At 57.9% G+C, this 25,292-nt stretch carries 23 protein-coding genes and 1 riboswitch; of the genes, 16 read left to right on the top strand and 7 right to left on the bottom strand.

Annotated features, from left to right (window positions below; genetic code table 11):
* Window positions 1-11 precede the first annotated feature (11 nt).
* From JXR15_RS14935 to cmk, 9 genes are all read left to right on the top strand, one after another.
* Window positions 12-908 carry a hemolysin family protein gene (locus JXR15_RS14935; RefSeq protein WP_422054007.1) on the top strand — a complete coding sequence of 299 codons (897 nt, stop codon included), beginning with the start codon at window positions 12-14 and terminating at the stop codon, window positions 906-908.
* Window positions 901-2,406 (top strand): apolipoprotein N-acyltransferase, encoded by a 1,506-nt coding sequence (lnt, locus tag JXR15_RS14940; protein WP_422054008.1) that lies wholly within the window; start codon window positions 901-903, stop codon window positions 2,404-2,406. Before JXR15_RS14935 ends, lnt begins: the two co-directional genes overlap by 8 nt.
* 35 nt (window positions 2,407-2,441) lie before the next feature.
* A riboswitch (SAM-SAH riboswitch) is annotated at window positions 2,442-2,490 on the top strand.
* A gap of 4 nt (window positions 2,491-2,494) precedes the next feature.
* The gene (gene metK / locus JXR15_RS14945) at window positions 2,495-3,676 is read left to right on the top strand and encodes a methionine adenosyltransferase (RefSeq protein ID WP_422054009.1); all 1,182 of its coding nucleotides are present in this window, start codon (window positions 2,495-2,497) and stop codon (window positions 3,674-3,676) included.
* Window positions 3,677-3,831: 155 nt separating this feature from the next.
* Window positions 3,832-4,686 carry a bile acid:sodium symporter family protein gene (locus tag JXR15_RS14950; protein WP_422054010.1) on the top strand — a complete coding sequence of 285 codons (855 nt, stop codon included), beginning with the start codon at window positions 3,832-3,834 and terminating at the stop codon, window positions 4,684-4,686.
* Between the two features lie 58 nt (window positions 4,687-4,744).
* Entirely contained in the window at window positions 4,745-5,482 is a 738-nt protein-coding gene (gene trmB, locus JXR15_RS14955; RefSeq protein ID WP_422054011.1) for a tRNA (guanosine(46)-N7)-methyltransferase TrmB, read from the top strand.
* 112 nt (window positions 5,483-5,594) lie between these two features.
* Window positions 5,595-6,683 (top strand): amidohydrolase family protein, encoded by a 1,089-nt coding sequence (locus tag JXR15_RS14960; protein ID WP_422054012.1) that lies wholly within the window; start codon window positions 5,595-5,597, stop codon window positions 6,681-6,683.
* Window positions 6,684-6,762: 79 nt separating this feature from the next.
* The gene (aroA, locus tag JXR15_RS14965; protein WP_422054013.1) at window positions 6,763-8,109 is read left to right on the top strand and encodes a 3-phosphoshikimate 1-carboxyvinyltransferase; all 1,347 of its coding nucleotides are present in this window, start codon (window positions 6,763-6,765) and stop codon (window positions 8,107-8,109) included.
* A gap of 92 nt (window positions 8,110-8,201) precedes the next feature.
* Window positions 8,202-8,714, top strand: coding sequence for a hypothetical protein (locus JXR15_RS14970; protein WP_422054014.1), 513 nt, complete (start codon window positions 8,202-8,204; stop codon window positions 8,712-8,714).
* Window positions 8,715-8,800: 86 nt separating this feature from the next.
* Window positions 8,801-9,415 carry a (d)CMP kinase gene (cmk, locus tag JXR15_RS14975; RefSeq protein ID WP_422054015.1) on the top strand — a complete coding sequence of 205 codons (615 nt, stop codon included), beginning with the start codon at window positions 8,801-8,803 and terminating at the stop codon, window positions 9,413-9,415.
* Between the two features lie 11 nt (window positions 9,416-9,426).
* On the opposite strand, the gene JXR15_RS14980 is transcribed toward cmk, so the two are convergent.
* Entirely contained in the window at window positions 9,427-9,813 is a 387-nt protein-coding gene (locus JXR15_RS14980) for a winged helix-turn-helix transcriptional regulator (RefSeq protein ID WP_422054016.1), read from the bottom strand.
* Between the two features lie 141 nt (window positions 9,814-9,954).
* On the opposite strand from JXR15_RS14980, the gene JXR15_RS14985 reads away from it, so the two are divergent.
* Window positions 9,955-10,590, top strand: coding sequence for a nitroreductase family protein (locus JXR15_RS14985; RefSeq protein ID WP_422054017.1), 636 nt, complete (start codon window positions 9,955-9,957; stop codon window positions 10,588-10,590).
* Between the two features lie 134 nt (window positions 10,591-10,724).
* Entirely contained in the window at window positions 10,725-10,988 is a 264-nt protein-coding gene (locus JXR15_RS14990; protein ID WP_422054018.1) for a DUF6525 family protein, read from the top strand.
* Between the two features lie 12 nt (window positions 10,989-11,000).
* Here the strand turns inward: JXR15_RS14990 and JXR15_RS14995 are convergent, their stop codons facing one another.
* Window positions 11,001-12,494 carry a DUF1214 domain-containing protein gene (locus JXR15_RS14995; RefSeq protein ID WP_422054019.1) on the bottom strand — a complete coding sequence of 498 codons (1,494 nt, stop codon included), beginning with the start codon at window positions 12,492-12,494 and terminating at the stop codon, window positions 11,001-11,003.
* 372 nt (window positions 12,495-12,866) lie between these two features.
* On the opposite strand from JXR15_RS14995, the gene rpsA reads away from it, so the two are divergent.
* Window positions 12,867-14,546 carry a 30S ribosomal protein S1 gene (gene rpsA, locus JXR15_RS15000; protein ID WP_299418582.1) on the top strand — a complete coding sequence of 560 codons (1,680 nt, stop codon included), beginning with the start codon at window positions 12,867-12,869 and terminating at the stop codon, window positions 14,544-14,546.
* Window positions 14,547-14,689: 143 nt separating this feature from the next.
* Window positions 14,690-15,532 carry a hypothetical protein gene (locus tag JXR15_RS15005; protein WP_422054020.1) on the top strand — a complete coding sequence of 281 codons (843 nt, stop codon included), beginning with the start codon at window positions 14,690-14,692 and terminating at the stop codon, window positions 15,530-15,532.
* On the opposite strand, the gene JXR15_RS15010 is transcribed toward JXR15_RS15005, so the two are convergent.
* Complete coding sequence (locus tag JXR15_RS15010; RefSeq protein ID WP_422054021.1) at window positions 15,529-16,290, bottom strand: isocitrate lyase/PEP mutase family protein; 762 nt, start codon at window positions 16,288-16,290, stop codon at window positions 15,529-15,531. The two genes, JXR15_RS15005 and JXR15_RS15010, sit on opposite strands and share 4 nt — an antisense overlap.
* Window positions 16,287-17,351 carry a bifunctional transcriptional activator/DNA repair enzyme AdaA gene (locus JXR15_RS15015; RefSeq protein ID WP_422054022.1) on the bottom strand — a complete coding sequence of 355 codons (1,065 nt, stop codon included), beginning with the start codon at window positions 17,349-17,351 and terminating at the stop codon, window positions 16,287-16,289. Before JXR15_RS15015 ends, JXR15_RS15010 begins: the two co-directional genes overlap by 4 nt.
* A 135-nt stretch (window positions 17,352-17,486) precedes the next feature.
* Here JXR15_RS15015 and JXR15_RS15020 point away from each other — a divergent pair, with 135 nt between their 5' ends.
* On the top strand, window positions 17,487-18,236 hold the full coding sequence (locus JXR15_RS15020) for a class I SAM-dependent methyltransferase (RefSeq protein ID WP_422054023.1): 750 nt from the start codon (window positions 17,487-17,489) through the stop codon (window positions 18,234-18,236).
* 45 nt (window positions 18,237-18,281) lie between these two features.
* On the opposite strand, the gene JXR15_RS15025 is transcribed toward JXR15_RS15020, so the two are convergent.
* The 3 genes from JXR15_RS15025 to JXR15_RS15035 form a co-directional block, all read right to left on the bottom strand.
* Window positions 18,282-19,193: an ABC transporter permease gene (locus JXR15_RS15025; protein WP_299418592.1), complete on the bottom strand. Its 912-nt coding sequence runs from the start codon at window positions 19,191-19,193 to the stop codon at window positions 18,282-18,284.
* Window positions 19,186-20,193: an ABC transporter permease gene (locus tag JXR15_RS15030; RefSeq protein WP_422054024.1), complete on the bottom strand. Its 1,008-nt coding sequence runs from the start codon at window positions 20,191-20,193 to the stop codon at window positions 19,186-19,188. The genes JXR15_RS15025 and JXR15_RS15030 overlap by 8 nt, the downstream gene beginning before the upstream one ends.
* 109 nt (window positions 20,194-20,302) lie before the next feature.
* Window positions 20,303-22,003, bottom strand: coding sequence for a peptide ABC transporter substrate-binding protein (locus JXR15_RS15035; protein ID WP_422054025.1), 1,701 nt, complete (start codon window positions 22,001-22,003; stop codon window positions 20,303-20,305).
* A gap of 300 nt (window positions 22,004-22,303) precedes the next feature.
* Here JXR15_RS15035 and JXR15_RS15040 point away from each other — a divergent pair, with 300 nt between their 5' ends.
* Together JXR15_RS15040 and argE are read left to right on the top strand one after the other, a co-directional pair.
* Window positions 22,304-24,124 (top strand): ABC transporter ATP-binding protein, encoded by a 1,821-nt coding sequence (locus JXR15_RS15040; RefSeq protein ID WP_422054026.1) that lies wholly within the window; start codon window positions 22,304-22,306, stop codon window positions 24,122-24,124.
* Between the two features lie 4 nt (window positions 24,125-24,128).
* Window positions 24,129-25,292, top strand: a complete 1,164-nt coding sequence (gene argE, locus JXR15_RS15045; protein ID WP_422054027.1) for an acetylornithine deacetylase — start codon at window positions 24,129-24,131, stop codon at window positions 25,290-25,292.

A 25,292-nucleotide genomic window follows, 5' to 3' on the forward strand; every position in this document is an offset into this window, starting at 1 on the left:
GGAAAGGGCCCATGGGCGACAGTGCAGACGGATCTTCTAACGCAGCGCCAAGCGCGCAGCCGGAAGGCCAGAATAGTAAACCAAAAGGTTGGATCAGCCGCCTGTTTGGTATGAGTGACACGCAAGACGCCGTGGAAGAACGCCCGGCTCCCGTCAATACGCCGGTGCCGCAAGCACATGGTATGATGAACCTGCGCCGTATGCGGGTGGAAGACGTCGCCGTGCCCAAAGCTGACATTCAGTCGGTGCCCACCACCATCACCAAAGCCGAGCTTGTGCAGCTGTTTCGCGACAGTGGGCTGACCCGCGTGCCGGTGTATGAAAACACGCTCGATACGCCAGTGGGGTTTGTGCACCTGAAAGACTTTGCTTTGCGGCACGGGTTTAACGGCGACAACGCCAAGGATTTTGAGATCACCAAAGTGTTGCGGCCGCTGTTGTTTGTGCCGCCAAGCATGTCGATTGGCGTGTTGCTGACCAAGATGCAGGCCGAGCGGCGCCATATGGCGCTGGTGATTGACGAATATGGCGGTGTGGACGGCTTGGTCACCATCGAAGACCTGATTGAGCAGGTCATTGGCGAGATCGAAGACGAACACGACGTGGAAGAGGCCGACCTCTTTGTGGAGGAAAAGCCAGGCTGCTATCTGGCGCTGGCCAAAACGCCATTGGATGAATTTGAAGCGGCCGTTGGCCGGTCGTTAAGCCACCACGAAGAGGTTGACCCTGAGGAGATCGACACTTTGGGTGGATTGGTCTTTATGCTGGCGGGGCATGTGCCCGCACGCGGCGAGGTGGTTGAGAGCCCGGATGGCGTGGAGTTTGAGGTGGTGGACGCTGATCCCCGCCGGATCAAGCGCCTGCGGGTGTTCCTGCCAAGCCCTAGCGTGGTTGTTCAGGATGGCTGACGGCGCTTTGCGCCGCCGGCTGCGGGCTGTACCCTGGAAGACGTTTTGCACAGGCGGTGCGGTGGGCTTGATTGCCGCGCTGGGCCATTCGCCATTTGACCTCTGGTTGCTTTCACTTTTTGGATTTGCGGCGGCTTTTGCGATGTTGCGGATCACCGCAAGCGGGTTTTCGGACGCGGTGTTTGGGCTGGGCTTTGGCGCCGGCTATTTTGCGCTGTCCCTGAGCTGGATTGTGGAGCCGTTTCTGGTGGATCCGCTAGTGCACGGTTGGATGGCGCCCTTTGCGATCCTGTTTCTGTCCATGGGGTTGGCGCTGTTCTGGGCGGTGGCGTTCTGGGGGGCAAAGCGGGTCAGTAAAACAGGGTGGGCTGTGATCCTGACGCTGACTCTGGCGGAACTGGTGCGGGCCTATGTGTTCACAGGGTTTCCCTGGGCAATGCCGTCTTATGTGCTGGTCGACAAGCTGGTGGCGCAGGGCGCAGGATTCATTGGTCCCCACGGATTGAACCTGGTGTTTTTCCTTGTGGCCTGGGGCTTGGCGCGCGCTTTGGTGTATGACAAGCGGATTGCTGTCAAAATTGGTCTGGCAGTGCTGGGCATAGTAGCTTTGGCCGTGCCCTTGGGGGAGGCGAACCAACAGGAGCCGGGGGCGCGTACCGTTGTGCGCCTGATCCAGCCCAATGCGCCACAGCATCAGAAGTGGGATCCACAATACGCCGGTGTCTTTTTTGAACGCCTGGTGCAGTTCACCCGCGCGGGCGACGAGCGTCCGGACCTGATTGTCTGGCCGGAGACTGCGGTGCCGGTCTGGCTGCACAATGCGGCGCGCACGTTGGGGATCATTTCTGACGCAGCTGGGGATGTGCCGGTGGTGTTGGGCATCAACCGAGCGGAAGGCGCGCGGATTTTCAATGCGGTGGTGCTGATGGATGCAGTGGGCCGCGTGACGCAGACCTATGATAAGCACCATCTGGTGCCGTTTGGGGAATACATCCCGCTGGGTAACCTGTTGAGTAAGATTGGCATCCAAGGTCTGGCCAGCCGCGACGGGGATGGGTTCTCGCCGGGTGTTGGTGCAGATGTACTGGACTTGGGCGCGTTGGGCAAAGCCTTGGTATTGATCTGTTACGAGGCGGTGTTTCCGCAGGATGTACGCGCCGCGCCGGAGCGGCCAGATTTCATTTTGCACCTGACCAATGACGCTTGGTTTGGCAATTTCTCTGGTCCGTACCAGCACCTGGTCCAAGCGCGGATGCGGGCCATTGAAAGCGGCTTGCCGGTGTTGCGGTCGGCCAATACGGGGGTAAGCGCGGTGATTGATGCCAAAGGCCGTGTGCTGGACGCTTTGCCGCTGAACACGGCCGGGTATCTGGACGTGGCGTTGCCAGACGCGCAGCCAAAGACGCTGTATGCAAAGGTGGGGGATCTGCCGCTCGCCATTGTCGTGATGCTGCTCGTATTAACCGCGCTTTTACTGCGTCGACGCGAAACACATTGACCCTTCGGTGACGGAGGCGTAAGGCAGACTGGAAATTATCGCCACAACGGCTTCCTGACGTGGCGATCGACTTATATTGGAGCACTTCATGACACGACAGAACTACACGTTTACTTCCGAAAGCGTTTCGGAAGGGCACCCTGATAAGGTGTGTGACCGCATTTCCGACGCGGTTTTGGACGCCTTTTTGGCAGAGGAACCTGAAGCCCGGGTGGCGGCGGAAACCTTTGCCACGACAAACCGGGTGGTGATTGGTGGCGAGGTTGGTCTGTCCGATCAAGACAAGCTGCATGACTACATGGAGCGCATCGACGAGATCGCGCGCGCCTGTATCAAAGACATCGGCTACGAGCAGGAAAAGTTCCACCACGAGACCGTGGAGATCACCAACCTGCTGCACGAGCAGTCCGCGCATATCGCGCAGGGCGTGGATGCGGATGGCGATAAAGACGAAGGTGCCGGTGATCAGGGCATCATGTTTGGCTATGCCACCACCGAAACCGAGGCGTTGATGCCAGCGCCAATCCAGTACAGCCATGCGATCCTGCGGCGACTGGCAGAGGTGCGCAAATCCGGTCAGGAGCCGACGCTTGGCCCGGATGCGAAATCTCAGCTGTCAGTGGTGTATGAAGGCGGCAAGCCGGTGGGTGTGAGCTCCATCGTGCTGTCGACCCAGCACATGGATGAAAACATGACCAGCGCCGATGTGCGCGCGGTGATCGAACCCTACATTCGCGAAACCCTGCCAGAGGGCTGGATCACCGACGCCACCGCCTGGCACGTGAACCCAACCGGTAAGTTTGTGATCGGTGGCCCGGATGGCGACGCCGGTTTGACCGGGCGTAAAATCATCGTGGACACTTATGGCGGCGCGGCCCCGCATGGTGGTGGTGCTTTCTCCGGCAAAGACCCAACCAAGGTGGATCGTTCAGCCGCTTACGCCGCGCGCTATCTGGCGAAAAACGTCGTGGCGGCGGGCATGTCCGAGCGTTGCACCATTCAGCTGTCCTATGCGATTGGCGTGTCAGAGCCGCTGTCGATCTATGCCGACACACATGGCACCGGCGATGTGGCGCCTGCTGATATTGAACAGGCGATCCGCAAGGTGATGTGCCTGACTCCGCGGGGCATTCGCGAAAAGCTACAGCTTAATAAGCCGATTTATGAACGCACCGCGGCCTACGGTCACTTTGGCCGCAAGCCAAGCGCAGACGGCGGCTTCAGCTGGGAGCGCACGGATCTGGTTGAGGATCTGAAAAAAGCGATTTGATCTGCAATACATTGCAAGATTGAAAAGCCCGCCGAGTTTTTTGGCGGGCTTTTTTATGTCTGGAGGCTGAGATCGGGAAAACTGCCCCCACGGAAGTCTTTGGAAGTGTTGATGACTTGTGCCACGTTTGGGCCGGGAAATGGGAGGAATGCGCGATGTTGATCGATGTGGCTTTGCCGCTGTCGTTGGCGATAATTATGTTTTCACTGGGTTTTGGCCTAACCTTTGCAGATTTTGGCAGGGTGCTGACCATGCCGCGCGCGGTGATCGTGGGCGTGTTGATGCAAGTGGTGGCGGTGCCCGCGGTGGCGTTTTTGCTGGTGTCGTTCACAAGCTTGCCGCCTGCGATGGCCTTTGGGGTGATGTTATTGTCGTTTTGCCCAGGCGGCGTGACGTCCAATATCTTGACCAAACTGGCAGGCGGCACAGTGGCCTTGTCGATTACTCTGACGGCGGTGGTGAGCCTGTTGTCGGTGCTGACGGTGCCTGCGCTGACCGGCTGGGCGGCGACCACGTTTCTGGGGGGGGATGCGCCGGTGATCAATGTGACAGCGATCGGGATCAGCATGTTTGTCATCACCGCCGTGCCGGTGGCAATTGGCGTGTTGTTGCGATTTGTGGCGCCGACGTTTGCCGACAATAACGAGGGGCGGGTGTCCGCCGTGGCTCTGATGTTGTTTGTTGTGATTGTTGCGGCGGCGCTGTCCTCCAACTGGACCATGTTCATGGAAAACATTGGCGGTTTGGGTCCGGTGTTGATGGCGCTGAACGCAGTGTTGCTGATTGCCGGTGTTGCGGTGGCGCGTGTGCTGGGCCTGTCGGGGCCGGACGGGCTTTGTATCTCTGTGGAGATGGGCGTGCAGAACGCGACCCTTGGCATCGCGGTGGCAGGCATTATTGCGCAAACCGGCGGTATTCCCGAGTTTGCGGTGCCAGCAGCGGTTTACGGGATCACGATGTATATTGTGACCATTCCGGGCATGTTCATTTTGCGCAAGATTTTTGGCTGAACTTGACCTTTGCTGCGGGTTTGGGCAAAGGCAGGCCCGCAGCATAAGGTAATTTGGCATGTCCGACGACAAACACCCCGGCAAAGATTCTGGCAGACACGCAAGCGGTGCGCCGTGGCGCAACTTCTATGGCCGTTTCAAAGGCAAGGGTTTGCGGCCCAGCCAAGAGGCTTATCTGGACGAAGACTTGGCGACCTTGTCGCCGGGCAAGGTGGGCTGGGAAGAGAACCCGGAGCGGGAGAACCTCGACCTTGAGGCGCTGTTTGGCGGCAAGGATGTTTGGCTCGAAGTGGGCTTTGGCGGCGGCGAGCATATGGTGCATCAGGCGGTGCAGAACCCAGATGTGGGCATCATCGGCTGTGAGCCCTACATCAATGGTGTGGCCATGCTGCTTGGGAAAATCCGTGAAGCTGGGGCGGAAAACATCAAGGTGCATCCCGGGGATGCGCGGGACATGTTTGACGTGCTGCCTGATGAAAGCCTGAGCCGGGCGTTTTTGCTCTATCCTGATCCCTGGCCCAAGAAGCGGCATCACCGCCGTCGGTTTGTGACACCGGAACATCTGGAGCCTTTGTCGCGCAAGCTGAAGCCCGGCGCGATTTTCCGGGTGGCGACGGACATTGAGGATTATGTGCGTCAGACCTTGGAGGAAGTGCCGCGTCAGGGGTTTGAGTGGTTAGCAGAAAAGCCGGAAGACTGGCGTGAGCCGTGGGGGGATTGGATTTCCACGCGCTATGAACAGAAAGCCTTCCGTGAAGGACGCACGCCGCATTACCTGACGTTTCGGAAGACGTAATCGGTAAGGCGCTTTGGGATGGCCCGCGTCAAAACGGGTCATTTGCTTACCTTGATTTTGATAGGGTGATTGCCGCAGGCTGATCTTGTTTTTTAAGCAAGGTCATTTTCCCATGAAACCCATCCAAATCACCAATTGTCATGTGCACACGTTTACGCAAGCGCATGTGCCCCGCGATTTTCCCTACAAATGGACCCGACTGTTTCAGCGGGTACCAATCCTGATCAAAGGCATTGCCTGGGTCGTGCGATTTCTTGGGCAAGAGGACATCGCCGAAAAGCTTGATCGCCTTTATCGGTTTCAGCAGGAAGCCCAGCACGACGACCAGGCCACTGTACTGGAGAGCGTCAAAAAGCACTACCCAAGCAACACGCGTTATGTGGTGTTGCCGATGGACATGACGGGGATTGGTTATGGTCCGGTTGCGGAAGGCCTGCGCACGCAGCATGACAAATTGCACGAGATGGCAAAGGCGGCGGAGCCGAAAGGCTCGGTCATTCCCTTTGCCACGGTCAATCCGCTGAGCGAAGGCAGTGCACAAGAGGGGCTGCGGGCCATCAAAGATTTGCAGTTCAAAGGGCTGAAGATCTATCCGCGCATGGGTTTTGCGCCGGACCATCCGGTGTTGATGAAGACGGTGTATCCGGAGATCAATGCGCGGAAAATGCCGGTCATGACCCATTGCTCGCGGGGCGGTGTGCAGGGGCGTGAGGTGTCCGACTACATTGCGGATCGGTTTACGGAACCCAAAGCCTACCGGCCGGTGATGCGGGCGTTTCCGGATATGCGGATTTGTCTGGCACACTTTGGCGGGCAAAAAGACTGGCACGCCTATGCCAACGGTGAAGCGCCGCGCGGGGATGAGAACTGGCAGGTGCAAATCCGCGATATGATCGGTTCGGGAGACTGGCCGCAGCTGTGGACCGACATCAGCTACACGCTGTTTCATTTTGACGACTACATCCCGTTTTTGCGGCTGTTTTTGCTCGATGAAACCGAGGCGGGTGACCGGCTGCGCCGTCGCGTGTTGTTTGGATCAGATTTCTACATGACGCGGCAGGAGAAGCTGAGTGAGAAAGCGGTGTGTTTCCGGTTGCGCAATGCGCTGGGCGAAGAGGTGTTTCGGCAAATTGCCCAGGGCAATCCGGAAATGTGGCTGCGTGGTACAGGCAACGCGGGGGCAAATTCTGCGGCTGGGTAATTTGTCGCCGCAGGTCGGCATGGACGCGGGCCATTTGTTGCGCTAACAGCTGGTCTGAACGCAAGAAGGATACTGCTCTATGTCCGGCCACGGCACCCCAATTCCGATGACATCTTCTGCCTGCGGTCCGCTGAAAGGCGAAGCGCATGTACCGGGTGACAAATCCATCAGCCACCGCAGCTTGATCCTTGGCGCGATGGCGGTTGGGGAAACCAAAATCTCCGGTTTGCTCGAAGGTGAAGACGTGCTCGACACCGGCAAGGCCATGGCGGCTTTTGGGGCTGAGGTGATCAACCACGGCGAAGGCAACTGGTCGGTGCATGGCGTTGGTGTGGGGGGCTTTGCCGAGCCGGATAATGTGATTGACTGCGGCAACTCCGGCACCGGTGTACGTCTGATCATGGGCGCGATGGCGACCAGTGACATCACCGTGACCTTCACCGGTGACGCCAGCCTGAATGGGCGCCCAATGGCGCGGGTCACCGATCCGATTGCACTGTTTGGTGCAATGTCGGTTGGGCGCTCCGGTGGGCGGTTGCCGATGACCATCGTAGGCGCCAAAGACGCGGTGCCGGTGCGCTACGAAGTGCCAATGCCATCGGCGCAGGTAAAGTCTGCGGTGTTGTTGGCCGGGTTGAACGCGCCGGGGCAGACCGTGGTGATCGAGAAAGAAGCCACGCGTGACCACACCGAGCGCATGCTGGCAGGCTTTGGAGCCGAGATTTCTGTGGAAGAGACCGATGAAGGCCGCGTGATCACTTTGACCGGTCAGCCGGAGCTGAAGCCGCAGACCATTGTGGTGCCGCGCGATCCAAGCTCGGCAGCTTTCCCGGTATGTGCGGCGATCATCACGCCGGGTTCTGACGTGTTGGTGCCGAATATCGGGCTGAACCCAACGCGGGCCGGGCTGTTCTATGCCCTGCAGGCGATGAACGCGGACCTGACGTTTGAGAACGAGCGTGAAGAAGGTGGAGAGCCGGTGGCGGACTTGCGGGCGCGGTTCTCCCCTGATCTTACGGGTGCTGAGATTGATCCAGCCCGCGCTGCCAGCATGATTGACGAATATCCGGTGCTGTCGGTGGTGGCTTCCTTTGCCAAAGGCGACACCGTGATGCGCGGCGTAAAAGAGCTGCGCGTGAAGGAAAGTGACCGGATCGACGCCATGGCCAAAGGCCTGCGCGCCAATGGTGTAGAGGTCGACGAGGGGGATGACTGGTGGATCGTGAAAGGTCTGGGCCACGGCAACGTGCCAGGCGGCGCGACCTGCGAGAGCCATTTGGATCACCGCATTGCCATGAGCTTTATGGTGTTGGGCATGGCGACGCAGCAACCTGTCAGTGTCGATGATGGTGGGCCAATCGCGACGTCTTTCCCCATTTTCGAGCCGCTCATGGATGGTCTGGGCGCGAAGATCTCTCGGACTTAAGCGGCCAGACGCGGCACTTAGGCACACGTTTTTGTTGATTTTGGCGAAGCCTCGGTCATGATCGGGGCTTACGTCATTTGTGGGCCTTTTGCATGAGTTATATTCAGCGGGTTTTCTGGGTCAGTTTTACTGCCGCCACCACCATCTATCTGGTGATGGTGTTCTGGACCATGCCAACCATCAGTGCAGCTGCTGGGGGCTTGGTGCCGTTTGATATGCGGCCCTTCGGATATACGCCGGAGGAGGCGCGCGGGTTTCTATCGGCGCTGACAGCAGAGGGAAGGAACTTCTACATCACTGTGCAGCAGCGGCTTGACCTAGTGTATCCAGCGCTTCTTGGCATCATGCTGATTGTTGGCTTTCAGAGTTTATTTCAACGGCCTTGGAGCATGGTGTTCTCCTTTGTGGCGATGATCATGGTCTCTGCGGACTATTTGGAAAACTACATGGTGGCGACCATGTTGCACATTGGTCCAGAGGCGGTTGAGGACAATGTTGTGGCCATGGCAAGCTTTTGGACACGCTGCAAGTCAGCAGCGGCGACGGTGGCTTTTGTGGGACTTATGGCAGGCGCGGTGATGCAGATGCGCCGCCGGTGGGCGTAAACCGGCCAAGCAGAGGAGCCTGTGCCTTGCGTTGCCGTCCCTGGCTCGCTAGAGCGGCTGGGATTTGAGAAAAGGCAGGGCAGAACATGCGGTTTACCATTGCGATTGATGGGCCAGCAGCGGCGGGCAAAGGTACAATCTCCAAAGCTGTGGCGGCGCATTACGGCTTTGCCCATTTGGACACCGGCTTGCTGTACCGCGCAGTAGGCGCGCGCACGTTGGATGGTACGGACCCAATTGTCGCGGCCAAAGCATTGACCGCCGAAGATCTTGATGCAGACAACCTGCGCACACCGGAGGTCGCGCAAGCGGCCAGTAAGGTCGCGGTGATTGGTGAGGTGCGGGCTGCGTTGGTGGATTTTCAGCGGGCGTTTGCGCGCCGCGCCGGTGGGGCGGTGCTGGATGGGCGCGACATTGGCACCGTGATTTGCCCCAATGCCGAAGCCAAGCTGTTTGTCACAGCGAGCGCCGAAGTGCGGGCAGAGCGCCGGTATTTGGAGCTTGTTGGCAAAGGCACCGAGATTGACCGCGAAACCGTGCTGGCGGACGTGAAAGAACGCGATGCGCGGGATATGGAACGGGCTGAGGCGCCGTTGAAGCCAGCCGAGGACGCGGTGTTGATCGACACCTCTGTTCTGGCGATTGAGGAAGCGATTGGGGCCGCCGTGGCGGCGATAGACAAGCTGCATCCAGCAGAGTGAGCCACGCTTGATCAGGCGGACTTTTTCTCGTCCGCCTGCAAGTCAAATTCTGCTCGGGCTTCGTCGATGTTGGGTAGGTTGTCCAAGGCCCATGTACCCAGCGTTTTGACAGGCTCATAAAACGAATAGCCCAGCTCTGTCAGGGCGTATTCCACCTTGGGTGGGATCGTCGGGTGGTAGGTGCGGTTGACCAACCCGTCACGTTCCAGCTCGCGCAATTTTAAAGACAACATGCGCTGGGAAATGCCCAGGTGGTGTTTGAGTTCATTGAACCGCAGCACTTTGTATTGCGCCAGTGAGAGCACGATCAGCACCGACCAGCGGTCACCAACGCGGCCCAGAACCTCGTTGATGCGCGAGCATTGCGGGCACCCTTGGTGAGCAGACTTTTCAGGCATGGCGGTTCCTCTTGTGTAACCGGGTCTCAGATATGTGCCTTCTTGTGGCGATTTTCAGTGCCACTTATATCGCGGGTATCGAAAGTATACCACCCTCGGTTCCGGCGATTGTTACCGGCCCGCAAGAAGGATCATTTGAGAATGACAAGCCTGAAAGACCTAATGACCTGGCGCTACGCCACCAAGAAGATGGACCCGACCAAAGCGGTCCCTGAAGAGAAGGTGGAGGCGATTCTGGAAGCGATCCGCATGGCGCCGACCTCCAGCGGCACGCAGCCGTTTGAGGTGTTGGTCGTCACCAATGACGAGATGCGGGAAAAAATCCGCAAGGTAGGTTGGGATCAGAGCCAGATCACCGAAGGCAGCCATCTGTTGGTGTTTGCGGCCTGGGACAACTATTCGGCGGAGCGCATTGATGCGGTGCGCGCGCATATGGAAGAGCTGCGCGGCGAAAACGAAATGTTGTCGCAGTATTTTGAGAACCTCAAAAACGTGTATCTGCCACGCGATGAGACCGTGAATCACGACCACGCGGCGCGTCAGGCCTATATCGCGTTGGGATTTGCCATGTTGGCCGCCGCTGAGCTGGGCGTCGATACTTGCCCGATGGAAGGGTTTGATCCCGAGGCCGTAGATGAAATTTTGGGGCTGAAGGAGTTGGGTTTGAAATCCGTGACGCTTCTGCCGCTGGGCTACCGTCAGGAAGGCGCAGATTGGTTGCTGCCAATGGCAAAGGTACGCAAGTCGCGTGAGACGCTCGTGAAAAAGATCAACTAAGCCACTTGGAAAAGATCACTATATAGAGGCGCTCCGGAACGGGGCGCCTTTTTGCGTCTTACTTGGGGTTGAAATCGGTCATGGTAGAAATGTAATAACATAACTAAATAAATCTGTCAGATATGAGCGAACCCATGGGGCGGAATATCAAAAGCAATCTGCGCGGGCGGCGCAGGCAGGGCAATGTCATGCAAGCTTATGACGCGCTCCCGCCTGAGCTGCGCCAGTGGTTGCATACCGCAGCCTTGCCTTGGAGTCCTGCCTCCGCGCGCGGGATATGGCGCAAGGCAGGAGGGGCGCGCGACCCCAAGGCGGCGCTTGAGCGGTTGGATGCTGTTGAGGCGGCGACCCTAAAAAAGGATCGCCTGAATGGGTGTGCACAGGATGTTGCTCGGTAGATAAAAAGCCTTTTAAGGAGCGACTTTTTCCATATCGCCCAGCATCCAGCCGCTTTCGAGCCAGCCTTTTTCTGGTCCGTAAAGCCGAAATAGCAAGAAGTAGTCCTCGGTGGTAGGGATCCAGTTGCTTTCCATGCCTTCCGGCGCGGTTGCCCCAAAGTAAATGTCGTAGGACCCGTCGTCGTTTGCCTGCATGCTGTCGGCGTCCCTGGAAGACAGCCCCACGCGGTCCACGTTGCGAATGAAACTCTTGGTTTCCATGGAATAGACAATCACTGACCAGAAATCTTTGGCGGGCGTGTCAGAAGGCACGTTGAGTTTGTAGGTGGCTGCAGGATCAAACATATCGCCGTTTTGATCGCGCAAACCGGTCAGGTAGAAAGTGCCACCGCCAAGAAACTTGGGTAGGTAGGTGATCCAGAAGTAGCTTCCGCCGGCACGGTCATCGACTAGCACTTCGGTGTCGGTTTCATAAGGAAAGCCGGCTTCGGGTTGGCCTTCAGCGAAGTCCCAGACCAACCACTGCGATTTTAGAGCACCATTTGCGTCGGTCCACAGCGGGACAGTCGCAAGACCCGGTTCGACAAAATAGCGCTGCATTGCGGCGTAAGCCAGGACAAGGCCTTCATTCATGGCTTTGAGTTGTCGGTCGTTGGGCTCAAAGGGCTTGCCCTTTTCGATGCCCAAGTCTTTTAGAAAGTTGACCATGACCTTGTCTTGCGGGCGGATCGGGTTGTTTTGAACGTAGTCGTTCAGGTCCTGAAAATAGGTGTGATTGTAGTAAGGGAGCGAGTCATAGGGGACATCTGATGCTTCGTGGTAGGTCGTGGTCGGCGGGTTGTCTGCCTCTGAAAGGTAGTAGATTTTGATGGTCTGGGCGTAATCGGCTGCATCTGCGTCCGCGGCACCATTGTAAAGCCGTGGGCGGAAGGAGAAGCCGTATTCGTATGTGTCGGTTTCAAATGGCATGTAGCCAGCTGCGGTGAGGTCTTCCAAAGATTGCGCACCGTCATAATCCGGCGGCAGCATCAAGTATTTGCCGCCTTCTCCTTTGTCATGGCCGTCTGGCCCCACATCTACAATGGGAGAGTCCCAAGCATTTACGATGGTTCCGAAATAGCTGACCTTGTCAGTGGCAGCAGGCACCTCGATTACCAGCGGACCGGGGGCCGAGGTCATGGAGGACCAAGCATAGGCTGTTACGTCATTTGCTGTCAGAAAACCGTGCTTGGCATCGAAAGGTTTATTGAGATAAGCAACGTCGTTGTAATCGCCACCCAAATCGCGCCGAATACCTTTTAGGAAGTCGATCATTCCAGCAGCGGGCATACCCCAGATTGCAGTCTGCGTCGCTCGCTGAACCATGATCTGGTATTCGATGTCTTCGACCATCGCCGACCGTGCGAGGATGTCACCGGTGTCGTTGAAGGTTTGTGCGAGGGCTACTTGTGAAGCAAGTGTGAAGGCTGCCGCCCCAAGTGTGCGAGTCAGGCTTGCTTTGATCATGGGAACCTCAAAATTGACTAAAAAATCACCCTTAAGGTAGTTTGTGCCTGTAGTATTGTCACCTGAAGAGTGCGGCGAGAACGTAGGGGCGCGGACGGTGGTGTGGTGCGCGTAAAGGCGCTGTTTGGTTCGCGAATCCGCTTGCCCCTTAGGGGGATTCTGGCTATATCGCCCCTGTCTATAAGGCGCAAATGCCATAAAACAACGGGACGAGCAGGGTCGGGAACGCCGGCCCTCTTTGTTTTTTGTGTGTTTTTCCAGTTGTTTGGCGCGCCAAAGACCAACTTGTTCTGCCAGAAGGCGGACACCAACCAAGACCGGCGGAGACAACCGCGCGGCCAGTAAAAATGTTTGAAAAGGAAATGACGCCACATGGCTGATACAACCATGGAGGAATTCGAAGCCCTCCTTAACGAAAGCTTCGAAATGGACACACCGAACGAGGGTTCGGTTGTCAAAGGCAAAGTCATCGCAATTGAAGCGGGCCAAGCCATCATCGACGTAGGCTACAAAATGGAAGGCCGCGTTGATCTTAAAGAATTCGCAAATCCAGGTGAAGCTGCTGAAATCGCTGTTGGCGACGAAGTAGAAGTCTTCCTGCGCTCGGCTGAAAACGCCCGCGGCGAAGCGGTTATCTCCCGTGAGATGGCGCGCCGTGAAGAAGCATGGGATCGCCTCGAGAAAGCCTACGCAGACGAAGAGCGCGTTGAAGGCGCAATCTTTGGTCGCGTTAAAGGCGGCTTCACAGTTGACCTCGGCGGCGCCGTGGCCTTCTTGCCTGGTTCCCAAGTTGACGTACGTCCAGTACGTGACGCCGGCCCACTGATGGGTCTGAAGCAGCCGTTCCAGGTTCTGAAAATGGACCGTCGTCGTGGCAACATCGTTGTGTCCCGTCGTGCGATCCTCGAAGAGTCCCGTGCCGAACAGCGCGCAGAAGTCATCGGCAACCTGTCCGAAGGCCAAGCGGTCGACGGTGTGGTCAAAAACATCACCGAATACGGTGCGTTTGTCGACCTCGGCGGCGTTGACGGCCTGCTGCACGTCACCGACATGGCATGGCGTCGTGTGAACCACCCATCTGAGATCCTGACAATTGGCGAAACCGTCAAAGTACAGGTTATCAAGATCAACAAAGAAACCCACCGCATCAGCCTGGGCATGAAGCAGCTGCAGGACGATCCATGGGATCTGGTTGCTGCCAAGTACCCACTGTCTTCCGTGCACAAAGGCCGCGTGACCAACATCACCGATTACGGTGCCTTTGTTGAGCTGGAGCCGGGTGTTGAAGGTCTGGTTCACGTGTCCGAAATGTCTTGGACCAAAAAGAACGTACACCCTGGCAAAATCGTTTCCACCTCTCAGGAAGTGGACGTCATGGTGCTGGAAATCGATGGCGCCAAGCGCCGCGTTTCCCTGGGTCTCAAGCAGACTCAGCGCAACCCATGGGAAGTGTTTGCAGAAACGCACCCAGAGGGCACCGAGGTCGAAGGCGAAGTCAAGAACATCACCGAATTTGGTCTGTTCATCGGCCTGCCTGGCGAGATCGACGGCATGGTTCACCTCTCCGACCTGTCTTGGGACGAGCGCGGCGAAGAAGCCATCCAGAGCTACCACAAGAACGACGTTGTTCAGGCCGTTGTGTCCGAAGTTGACGTTGAAAAAGAGCGTATCTCTCTCTCGATCAAAGCCCTCGGCGGCGACAAGTTCGCGGATGCAGTTGGCGGCGTGAAGCGCGGCTCGATTGTGACCTGTGAAGTAACTGCCATCGAAGACGGCGGCATCGAAGTGGCATACGAAGGCATGAAGTCCTTCATCCGTCGCTCCGACCTGTCCCGTGACCGTGCTGAGCAGCGCCCTGAGCGTTTCTCCGTTGGCGACAAGCTTGACGTACGTGTGACCAACATCGACAGCAAGACCCGTCGTCTGGGTCTGTCGATCAAAGCGCGTGAGATTGCTGAAGAGAAAGAAGCCGTTGAACAGTATGGTTCTTCGGACTCCGGCGCATCCCTGGGCGATATCCTGGGCGCAGCTCTGAAGACTGGCGACGAGTAAGATCAACCGATCTTTCGTTTGAAAATTTGGGAACCCCCGTCAGAAATGGCGGGGGTTTTCATTTGGGCGCCCGTGTTGCGCCAAAGGATTGCCGCAAACCTGCGCGATGTAGCGGATGAACAACAAGATCGGTGAGGTCAGTCGTGGTACGTGTGGTGGTTCTTTTTCTGGCGATTGTGGCGTGTGCGGGGGCGGGCTTGTTTGTCTGGACGGCGCAGAGCACCAAATCCCGTAACGCGGCAGCAATGATGCCGGTGGCAGAACACGCGCCAACAGCCGCGTCTTTTGCGATGGAAAGCGCGACGCAATTTCATGTGCGACACCTCAAAGACTTTCACTACGAGCCGTCGGAGAAGATCCGGACCATTGTGCCGTCTGACAGCACATTGGACGGGATCACCCCGGTAAAGTGGCACTATGTGGGCCCGCAGGTTGCGCGCCCGGTGCCTTTGGTGGTGCTGTTTCACGGGCGCGACCGGACGGGCCTGTCGATGATCGAAATGTGGTATGAAACCGCCCGCAACAACGGTTTTGCGATCCTGGCGCCTACCGCGCCTAGTGGGAATTGGCCTTATGAGGCGCCATCACCGTATGTGTTGGAGAAGATGATCGAGCAGTTGCATGAGACGCATCAGATTGATCGGAAGCGAGTGTTTCTTTTTGGGCATTCTGCCGGCGCGGTGTATGCGCAAGCCCTGCTCAACAAAACAAAGGGCCCGTGGCGCGCGGCTGCGCTACACGGTGGGTTTCTTCCGGCCAGCCATCAGATTGTCCCACAAGAGCCCAAACCGTATCGGGCCTATGTCGGGCAACATGAAAAGGCGTTTGAACTGGACGACATTCGCGCCTCCGGCGAAGAGATGGCACGACGTGGTGTGACCAATGAGTTGATCATCATCCCACAACACACACATTGGTTTTATGACATCGGCGACCAGATTGCCGCCGACAGCTGGGCTTGGTTTGGCAGCCTGTCGACGCCTTAACCGTAAAGACGTTCCGCTTGCTGCGTCAGGGCCTTCATGGCGACGCGGTAAGGGGCGGGGCCAAAACTGATCCGAGCCACGCCCGTTGCCGCCATAGGCGCCACGTCTGCGGCAACATCGAGACACATGGCGTTCACTGGCAGGGAGACCGCGGCGCAGATGGTGCGGATCATCTCTGGATCAGACAGGCCGGGGATAAAGAACCCGCTGGCGCCAGCCTCGGCATAGGCTATGCCGCGGGTGATGGCGGCCTCGACATGTTGCCCGTGTTCGGTTGGATCAGACTGCAAAAACAGATCGGTGCGCGCGTTGATGTAAAGCGGCACTTCGTGAGTGTCTGCCTCAGCGCGGATTGCGGCGATACGCGCGGTTTGTGTGTCGATGTCATGAAGGCCTTGGCCTTGCACCAGACGGTCCTCAAAGTTGATGCCAATGATGCCTGCAGCCAGCACACCCGCGGTGTTTTTGCGTAGTGCATCGGTATCAACCGCATATCCCCCCTCAAAGTCGAGCGAGACCGGCACGTCGCAGGTATCGGTGATGCGGGTGGCGATTTGGAGGAGAGTCTCCAGCGGCAGAGCTTCGCCATCCGCGTAGCCTTGGGCGGCGGCCACGGACCAGCTGCCGGTGGCCAGCGCGGGCGCACCGCCTTTGGCAATGGCAGCGCCGCTGCCTGCGTCCCAGCAATTGTAGAGCACTAGCGGCGTGCCGGGTTGGTGCAGCGCGGCAAAGGCGCGGGCGCGATCAGCTTGGGTCATGATGTTGTCTTTCGTTGATATTGGCGTTCGATTTCGATGAGTTTCTGTTTGCGCCATAGCCCGCCACCATAGCCGGTCAGCGCACCAACTGCGCCGAGCACACGGTGACAGGGCACCAGCAAAGCAATCTGGTTGGCGCCGTTCGCGCGGGCCACAGCGCGGGTGGCTGTAGGGCGGCCAATGGTTTTGGCCAGTTCGGAATAGGTACGGGTTTTCCCAGCCGGGATGTCGCAGAGTGCGTGCCAGACTTCTTTGGTGAAAGCTGATCCGTGGAAGGCGAGGGGCGTTTCAAACTGTGCGTTCTTGCCCGTGAAGAAGGCGGTCAGTTCGGCCTCGACCTGATCGGTGGGAGCGTAGCGGCCGAGGCCCAGATCGCCTTTGGCAAACGCGCGCAGGCGGGACAGCTCGCGGGGTAGGGCCTTGCGTTCGACAAACTCCAACAGATGCAGATGGGACGCGCTGGAGACGGCGATCATGTCACCCAAGGGGGAGGTGATCCAATCCGCGCGGAGAAAGCCGCCTTTGCGCAGATCTGCTGGGGCGCACCCAAGTAGGCGGGCAAACGCCGCGCGGAAGGCGGAGGCGCTGTCAAAGCTGGCACTGTGCTGTGCGTCGATGACCTTGTCGCCTTGGCTGAGGACTTCGAAGCCCTCCCGCAAACGGCGTTGGCGGGCCATTTCCAAAAAGGTCATGCCAAACTGGCGTTTGAACGACCGGCGCACGGTGGAGAGATCAAAACCCATTTGGGCGATGTGGCGCTCGGACCAGCGGATGTCTGGGCGTTCATCTAATGCGGCCAAAAGCGCGGCAATGGCGGGATCGGATTCGGCAGCAGGGGCCAGGGGATGGCAGCGTTTGCACGCTCGGTAACCCGCTTCGATGCACTCACCGATGGAGGCAAAGAAGGTGCAGTTTTCTGATTTGGGTTTGCGGGCGGGGCAGGTGAGGCGGCAGAAGACGCCGGTGGAGGAGACACAGACATAGGCGCGCCCGTCGTAGGCTGCGTCGCGCTTGAGCAGCGCTTCATAGAGTGCGTCATGGTTGGGCAAATCAAACATCATGACGGCACCCTAGCAGGCGACATCCGCCATGCAGCCGAAAATCAGGCGTGTATTTCAGAAAGCTGGTCAGGAATGCGTGACTGGAAGTTTACCTCAGGGCAGGCTTAAGCTCAGGCAACATGTGTGAGGGTAGTGATGGCAGTGAACAGTTTGTATTCAGATCCGGCGCTGATTGCGGTCTATGACGCCTTAAATGCCGGGCGGGAGGACTATGACTTTTACCTGTCACAGCTGCCCAATGTGTCGCAACGAATTTTGGACATCGGCTGTGGTACCGGCCAGTTTGCACTGGAGTTGGCGGCGCGTGGGCATGACGTCTGTGCGGTTGATCCTGCGCCGGGCATGGTGGCGTTTGCGCGGGAGAAACCCGGTGCAGAGCTGATCGAATGGTATGTGGGGCGGTGTTGTGTTGTGCCCAAGTCGCGGCCGTTTGATTTCATTTTTATGACCGGCCACGCGTTTCAGTGCCTGTTGAGCGATCAGGACATCTTGCGGCTTTATGCGGAGGTCGTGGCGCGGCTGGCGCCGGACGGGGCGTTTTTTGCTGAGAGCCGCAATCCGGCTGTGAAGGCCTGGGAGCGGTGGCAACCGGAGAACGCAGGGCCGCCGGTGGCCTTGCCTGAAGGTCGGACAGTTCAGGTTGCGCATGAGGTGACATCGGTGCGAGGCGAGCTGGTGCAGTTTGACGAGACGTATCGGTTTGAGCCCGAGGGGCTGGAGATTGGCTCCGAGAGCTGTCTGCGGTTTTGCACCAAGGGGCAACTGGAAGCATTGGCGCATCAAGCGGGGCTGGGGGTGCGGCATTTGAGTGGAGGTTGGGACGGGCAGGCTTTTGACGAGACAAGCAGCCCTGAAATCATCATGGGGCTGCAGTTTCGAAACTAAAAAGGCCGGGCAAGTGCCCGGCCTTAAGTGTCTTAGTTGGGGGCCCTACCGACCGCGGATGCGGGGGTCGAGCGCGTCGCGCAAACCGTCGCCAAGGTAGTTCACCGACAGCACGGTCAGCGAGATACCCAATCCGGGCCAGAACACACGCTCCGGGTAGTCTTGCAGATACTGCACCGCATCGTTCAGCAGACGGCCCCAGGTTGGGAAGTCTGGCGGGAAGCCAAGACCCAGGAAGGACAGCGCCGATTCCGTGATGATCGCGTTGGCGATCCCCAAAGTGGCTGACACCATGATCGGCGACAGCACGTTGGGCAGGATGTGACGGGTGATCATGTTCTTGTTGGACGTCCCGATGGAACGGGCTGCCAAAACAAACTCACGCTCTTTCAACGCCAGCACATCACCACGCACGATCCGCGCAGTGGGCATCCAGGAGGTGACGCCGATGGCGACCACGATCAGGATGAAGATGCCGCGCTCCGGACCAACCGCTGAGGACAGCGGTTCGCGGAAGAGCATCATCATCACCAGCAGAAGCGGCAGGATCGGCAGCGCCAGGAACAGGTCTGTCAGACGCATCAGCGGGCCGTCGAGTTTCTTGAAGAAACCGGCGACAATGCCGACAAAACTGCCCAAACTCAGAGCCAGCAACATGGCGGTCAGGCCCACTGCGATGGAGGTTTGGCCACCTGCCATCATCCGTGCCAGCAAGTCACGGCCCAGTTGGTCGGTGCCAAAGGGGTGCGCCATGCTTGGACCTTGGTTCCGGGCCCGAATATCGATGTAGGTCGCGTCATAGGGCCAGAGTAGGGGGCCAATGAACACACCAAACACGATGATCAGGAAGATGATGCCACCCAGCAAAGCGCCTTTGTGCGCTTTGAACTGGTGCCAAACATCGTACCACTGGCTGTGCGGTGGGGTGGTTGGCTCGGTGTTGGTGGTATCAGTCATAGCGGATCCTCGGATCAAGAATGCCGTAGAGCACGTCTGCGATCAGGTTGAAGAAGACGATCAGGAAAGCGAACATAAAGGTCAGCGTCTGCACGGTTGGCAGATCGTTGGCCTGAATGGCGCCGATCAGCTGAGCACCGATGCCGTTCACGGAGAACACTTGTTCGGTGATGATGGCGCCGCCGAAGATGGCTGGCAGACCCAGCGCAATCACGGTCACAACCGGGATCATCGAGTTGCGCAGCACGTGCACCAGCACAACCACACGCTCACTCAGGCCTTTGGCACGCGCGGTGCGCACATAGTCCTGATTGAGGTTGTCCAGCATGGACGCACGCATGTAGCGGCTGATCTGTGCAGTGGTTTGCAGCGCAAGCACCATAACCGGCATGATCATCTGGCGCAGCTGATAAACAAAGCTGTCCCAATCCACGACCTCATGAGTGGTGTCGTAGATGAACGGGAACCAACCCAAGTTCACCGAGAACAACACAATCACTAGTGGGCCTGTGAAGAACGGCGGGATGGAGTAGCCGATCATGGTGATGAAAGTACCTGCCTGATCGAACAGCGAATACTGTTTGTAGGCGGAGTAGATGCCAATCGGCAGCGCGATCAGGATGCCCACGATGTAGGACAGGCCCACAACCCACAGGGTCTGTGGCAGGCGCTCGACAACCACGTCCATCACAGGACCGCGGTGCTGCCAGCTGATGATGCGCTGCTTACCTTCGGCGAAGGTGGTGCCAAACATGTGGTCAAACAGGATCTGGGGTTCCACCCAGAAGAACTGGACCAGCCATTTGTAGAATCTGATGTAGCCAGGTTCGCCAAGGCCAAGGGCCAGGCGCATTTTTTCTTTGACCTCTGGCGGGACGGTCAAGGGAACTTGTGCCATCGGATCGCCGGGCGCGAGCTCGAGCAGGAGGAAGATGACAAGTGAGATAAAGAGCAACGTCGGGATCGCAAGGATCAGACGGCGTATGGTGAAGGTCAGCATGGAAGCGCCTTTGTGCGTCGTTTTTGTTGTTGAGCCCCGCGCAGTGACCTTACTGTGCGGGGCTTAATAGAGTTGGGGCGAGCCCGAAAGCTCGCCCCTGATCGGTGAATTACTTCACACGATGCCAGTCTGCAACATTCCACAGCTCGGAGTCCCAAACGTTCAGGACGACGCCGCCCAGAGAGTTTGCGTGTGCCGAAACGCGGCCACGGTGCACGAGAGGCACGATGGTGTAGCTGTCTTTGGTCAGCATGTTGTTCATCTTCTTGGCAATCTCGCCACGCTTCTCGATGTCACCGGTGCGTGCCAGTTCGTCGATCAGAGCGTCGTATGCCGGATCACAGAAGCGGTTGATGTTCTCACCCTGCCACTGGGAAGATGGCTTTGGCTCGCCGCCACAACGGTACGCTGCGAGGTATTGCTGAGGGTCGGTGCCGTTGAAGGTGTTGGCATACATTTCCACGTCTGCGTAGAACTTCTGGAAGGTGTCTGGGGACCCAGCGTCACCACCGAAGAAGACAGATGCGGACAGGTTGCGCAGTTCGGTTTCAACACCGATCTCGCTCCACCACTGTTTGATCAGGGCTTGGAAGTCCTGACGAACGGCGTTTGTGGAGGTCTGGTACTGGATGGACAGCTTTACGCCGTCTTTGGCGCGGATACCGTCGCCACCTTTAACCCAGCCAGCTTCGTCCAGCAGCGCGTTGGCGCCGGCGATGTCCTGAGTGGCACAGTAGTCGTTGCCAGCTGCGTAGTTTGCAGGCACAGGCACCAGATCACAGGTCACTTTACCCGCTTTACCGTAGCCGATTTCAACCAGCAGCTCGCGGTCGATCGCCATGGACAGCGCTTTACGCACGTTCATGTCGGACAGGAATGGGTGTGGGTGAGCAACAGTCGCACGCTCGCCTTCCGGAAGGTCGGAGGACGGGTTGGTCATGTTCATTTCCAGACGTTCAACCAGCGGGCCGAAGCCAGCGATCGCTTTGCCTTTGCCGCCTTCTTCCATCTTGGCAATCACATCAGGTGCCAGCTGGAGGTTCCATGCGTAGTCAAATTCGCCGGTTTCCAGAACCGCACGACCAGCACCGGTTGCGTCTCCGCCACCTTTGAAGGTCACAGTTGCGAACGCAGGCTTGGACGCGTCACGGTAGTTTGGGTTGGCTTCGTACTGGATCACGTCGTTGGTTTTGAAGTCAGTGACAACAAATGGGCCAGTGCCGATTGGGCCGAAGTTCTCAGCTGTACACTCAGGAGCTTTGGCGCCTGTGCAGTTCTCGAACTGAGCTTTCTGGATGATTGGCGATTGACCGCCAACAAATGGGCCATATGGGTTTGGCTTTGGCTGGTTGAAGGTCACTTTGACGGTTTTCTCGTCCAGTGCTTCGATGTTTTCAACGCCGTCAAAGAATGCTGCCTGTGCGCAACCGCCTTCTGGGTGCATGCAGTATTCGCCGGTGAAGACAACGTCAGCGGAGGTCACTGCGGAACCATCGGACCAAACCATGCCGTCAGCGATGGTCCAAGTGATGGTGGTCAGGTCCTCAGATACGCCGCCGTTTGCAACGGTTGGGATCTCAGCTGCCAGGAACGGAACCATTTTGCCGGTTTCGTCGTAACGTGCCAGCGGCTCCAGGGTGAGGGAGGCGGATTCAACGTCCTTGGTACCGGAAGACAGGTACGGGTTCAGGATGGATGGCGCCTGCCAATAAATGATGTTTACGTGGCCGTCCGAACCGCGCTCTGCCATGGCTGCTGGGGCCATCACAAATGCTGCTGCGGCGCCAAGCATCAAAGTCTTTGCTTTCATGTCTCACTCCATGTTGGTGCACGCAAGATGCGTGCTTTTGGGACGGATTGGTTCCATCCGGTTTTTGCTTGTCTGGAGAGGGCGCAAATGAGCTCATTTGCGGTTTCACAAAGTGAAAAAGTCGTACTCCCCTCAGACTGCAGGCATCACAGACCAGTGAGGGTAAAATTGCAAGGGGCCAAATTGAATAAATGTTCATTCAGAGCCTGAATCTGGCCCTACATGGTTTGACCATTGCAAATATGGGCGATAGCTTCGCGGCGAGGGACAACAAAAACAAGAGTAAGGGGAGACACCTTCATGTTGGACAACGCCATTGCGTCAATCGAGAATCTGCGAGTCGAGTTCCAGACCAAGGACGGGCCCGTGGTGGGCGTGGAGGATGTGTCCTTCAAGGTGAACCCAGGCGAAACCGTTTGTATCGTTGGAGAATCTGGCTCCGGTAAATCGGTGTCCTCGCTGTCGCTGATGCGTCTTGTTGAGTTTGGCGGCGGCGATATTGCCGGTGGTAAACTGTTGTTTGACCGCAAAGATGCGGAAGATGTGGACCTGTCTGAGGCCAACCAGGATTTGATGCGGACGATTCGCGGCAACGAGATCGGCATGATCTTCCAGGAGCCGATGACCGCGCTTAACCCGGTGTTCACTGTCGGGCGTCAGCTGACCGAGGGGCTGCGGTTGCACAAAAAACTGTCCAAATCCGCGGCGGAATCGCGGGCAATTGAGCTGTTGCGAGAGGTGCGCATTCCGGAACCTGAGCGCCGGTTGAACCAGTACCCCCATGAGCTGTCCGGCGGCATGCGTCAGCGTGTTGTGATTGCCATGGCGATGGCCTGTGAACCGCGTCTTCTGATTGCGGACGAACCAACAACCGCGTTGGATGTGACCATTCAGGCAGAAATTCTCGCGCTGATGGACCGGCTGAAGCGTGAAACCGGCACGGCTGTGATGTTCATCACCCACGACATGGCGGTTGTGGCACAGATGGCGGACCGCGTTGTGGTGATGTTCCGCGGCAATAAGGTGGAAGAGGGTACCGTCGAAGAGATCTTCGAAAACCCAACCCATGATTACACCAAGGCGCTGCTGGCAGCGGTACCCAAACTGGGTGAGATGCGTGGCACAGATGTGCCAAGCCCAATGAAGCTGTTTGGCGACACCTCCCACAGCACCGATCCAATTCCCGGCACAGATGAGGTCATTCTTGAGGTGAAAAACCTCGTGACCCGCTTCCCGGTGAAGGGCGGCCTGATGCGCCGCACCGTGGCCAACGTGCACGCGGTTGAAGATTTGTCGTTCACCGTTAACAAGGGCCAGACCCTATCGCTTGTGGGCGAGTCCGGCTGTGGTAAATCCACTGCGGGCCGCTCTTTGTTGCGATTGGTGGAACCGACATCGGGTAGTGTTCAATTTGATTGCTGCGATGTAATGTCGCTCAATCCAAAGGAATTGCACAAAACACGCCAAGACATGCAGATGATCTTCCAGGACCCATTTGCATCTCTGAACCCGCAGATGATGTTGCAGGACCAGGTCTCTGAGCCAATGCGCAACTATGGCACGCACTCCGGTAAAGAGCTGCAAAAACGAGTCGAGATGCTGTTTGACCGTGTGGAACTGCCCCGCAGCTTCATGCGCCGCTATCCACACGAGATGTCCGGTGGTCAGCGTCAGCGGATCGCGATTGCCCGCGCGCTGGCTTTGAACCCGAAGCTGATTGTCGCAGACGAAGCGGTGTCCGCGCTTGACGTGTCGGTACAGGCGCAGGTTCTGAACTTGATGATGGAACTGCAGGCTGAGCTGGGCATTTCCTACGTGTTTATCAGCCACGATATGGCCGTTGTGGAACGGGTGAGCCACCATGTCGGTGTGATGTATCTGGGCCGGATTGTGGAGCTTGGCCCACGCCGCGCGGTGTTTGAGAATCCGCAGCACCCGTATACGCAGGCGCTTATGAAGGCGGTGCCAATTGCCGATCCACGTCAGCGCAAGTCTGAGAAAGATCTGAACTTCAAGCCGATCCCGTCGCCAATCCACCCTGTGGGGTATGAAGCCGCGCCGTCTGAGTACAAAGAGGTTGGACCGGGCCACAAGGTTCTGATCACCGACAGTGGGTACTAAGCCGATGGCGGAGCGTCTGAGCCCGCGGGCCATTTTGGACAAGTTGGTGTCGTTTCCGACCGTGTCGAGCGACACCAACCTGCCGCTGATCGAATGGGTGCAAGACTATCTTGCGTCCCACGGTATCAAGGCCCACCAACATCCACATGAGACAGATCCGGCGAAGGCGGGTCTGTTTGCCCATGTTGGCCCGATGGTCGAGGGCGCGGTGGTGTTCTCAGGGCACACGGATGTGGTGCCTGTTGAAGGCCAGCCCTGGTCAACCGATCCGTTTGAGGTGGTTGAGAAAGACGGCAAGCTGTTTGGCCGTGGCACCTGTGACATGAAAGGCTTTGATGCGCTGGCAGTCTGGGCCATTGTTGAGGGCCATTATGGTGACCTGAAGCGTCCATTGCAGCTGGCATTGTCTTATGATGAGGAAATTGGCTGCACAGGTGCGGCGCCGCTGATTGAGAGCATCGACACACATTTCCCCAAAGGGTCTGCGGTTATTGTTGGTGAACCTTCGATGATGGGCGCGGTGACCGGCCACAAAGGTGGGCAGGGCTTCAACGTGCATGTGCGCGGTTTTGAGGTGCACAGTTCGCTGATGCACACCGGCGTGAACGCGATCATGTATGGTGCCAAGCTGATCGAATGGGCCAACGAGATGAACGTGGAAAGCCGCGCCAAAGAAGCGGGGCCCGTGGCGGCGACGTTTGAGCCGCCGTGGACCACCGTGCATGTTGGTGTGATTGAAGGTGGCACGGCGCACAACATCACCGCGCTGGATTGCCGCTTTGGTCTCGATTTCCGCATTGTGCCAGATGAAAACCGCGACGACTGGATTGCCCGATTCAAAGCCAAGGTGGCCGAGGTTGAGGCGGAGATGCAGGCGGTTGTGCCGGAGAGCCACATTGCGCTGCAAGAAAAGTTTTACGTACCGGGTCTGTTGCCGGAAGAGGCCGGCGAGGCGGAAGCTCTGGTGCGCCAGTTGACCGGGGACAACGCGCCCCGTGTGGTCAGTTATGGCACCGAGGGTGGTCATTTCCAAAATGCCGGATACTCCACAGTGATCTGTGGTCCGGGGGACATTGCGCAAGCCCATCAGCCAGATGAGTTCCTATCGGTGGCGCAGTTTGAAGCCGGAAAAGGCTTTATGCAGAAGCTGATCACAGCCTGTTCCTGA

The sequence above is a fragment of the Shimia sp. genome, from assembly GCF_049116215.1.
GTDB lineage: Bacteria > Pseudomonadota > Alphaproteobacteria > Rhodobacterales > Rhodobacteraceae > Shimia.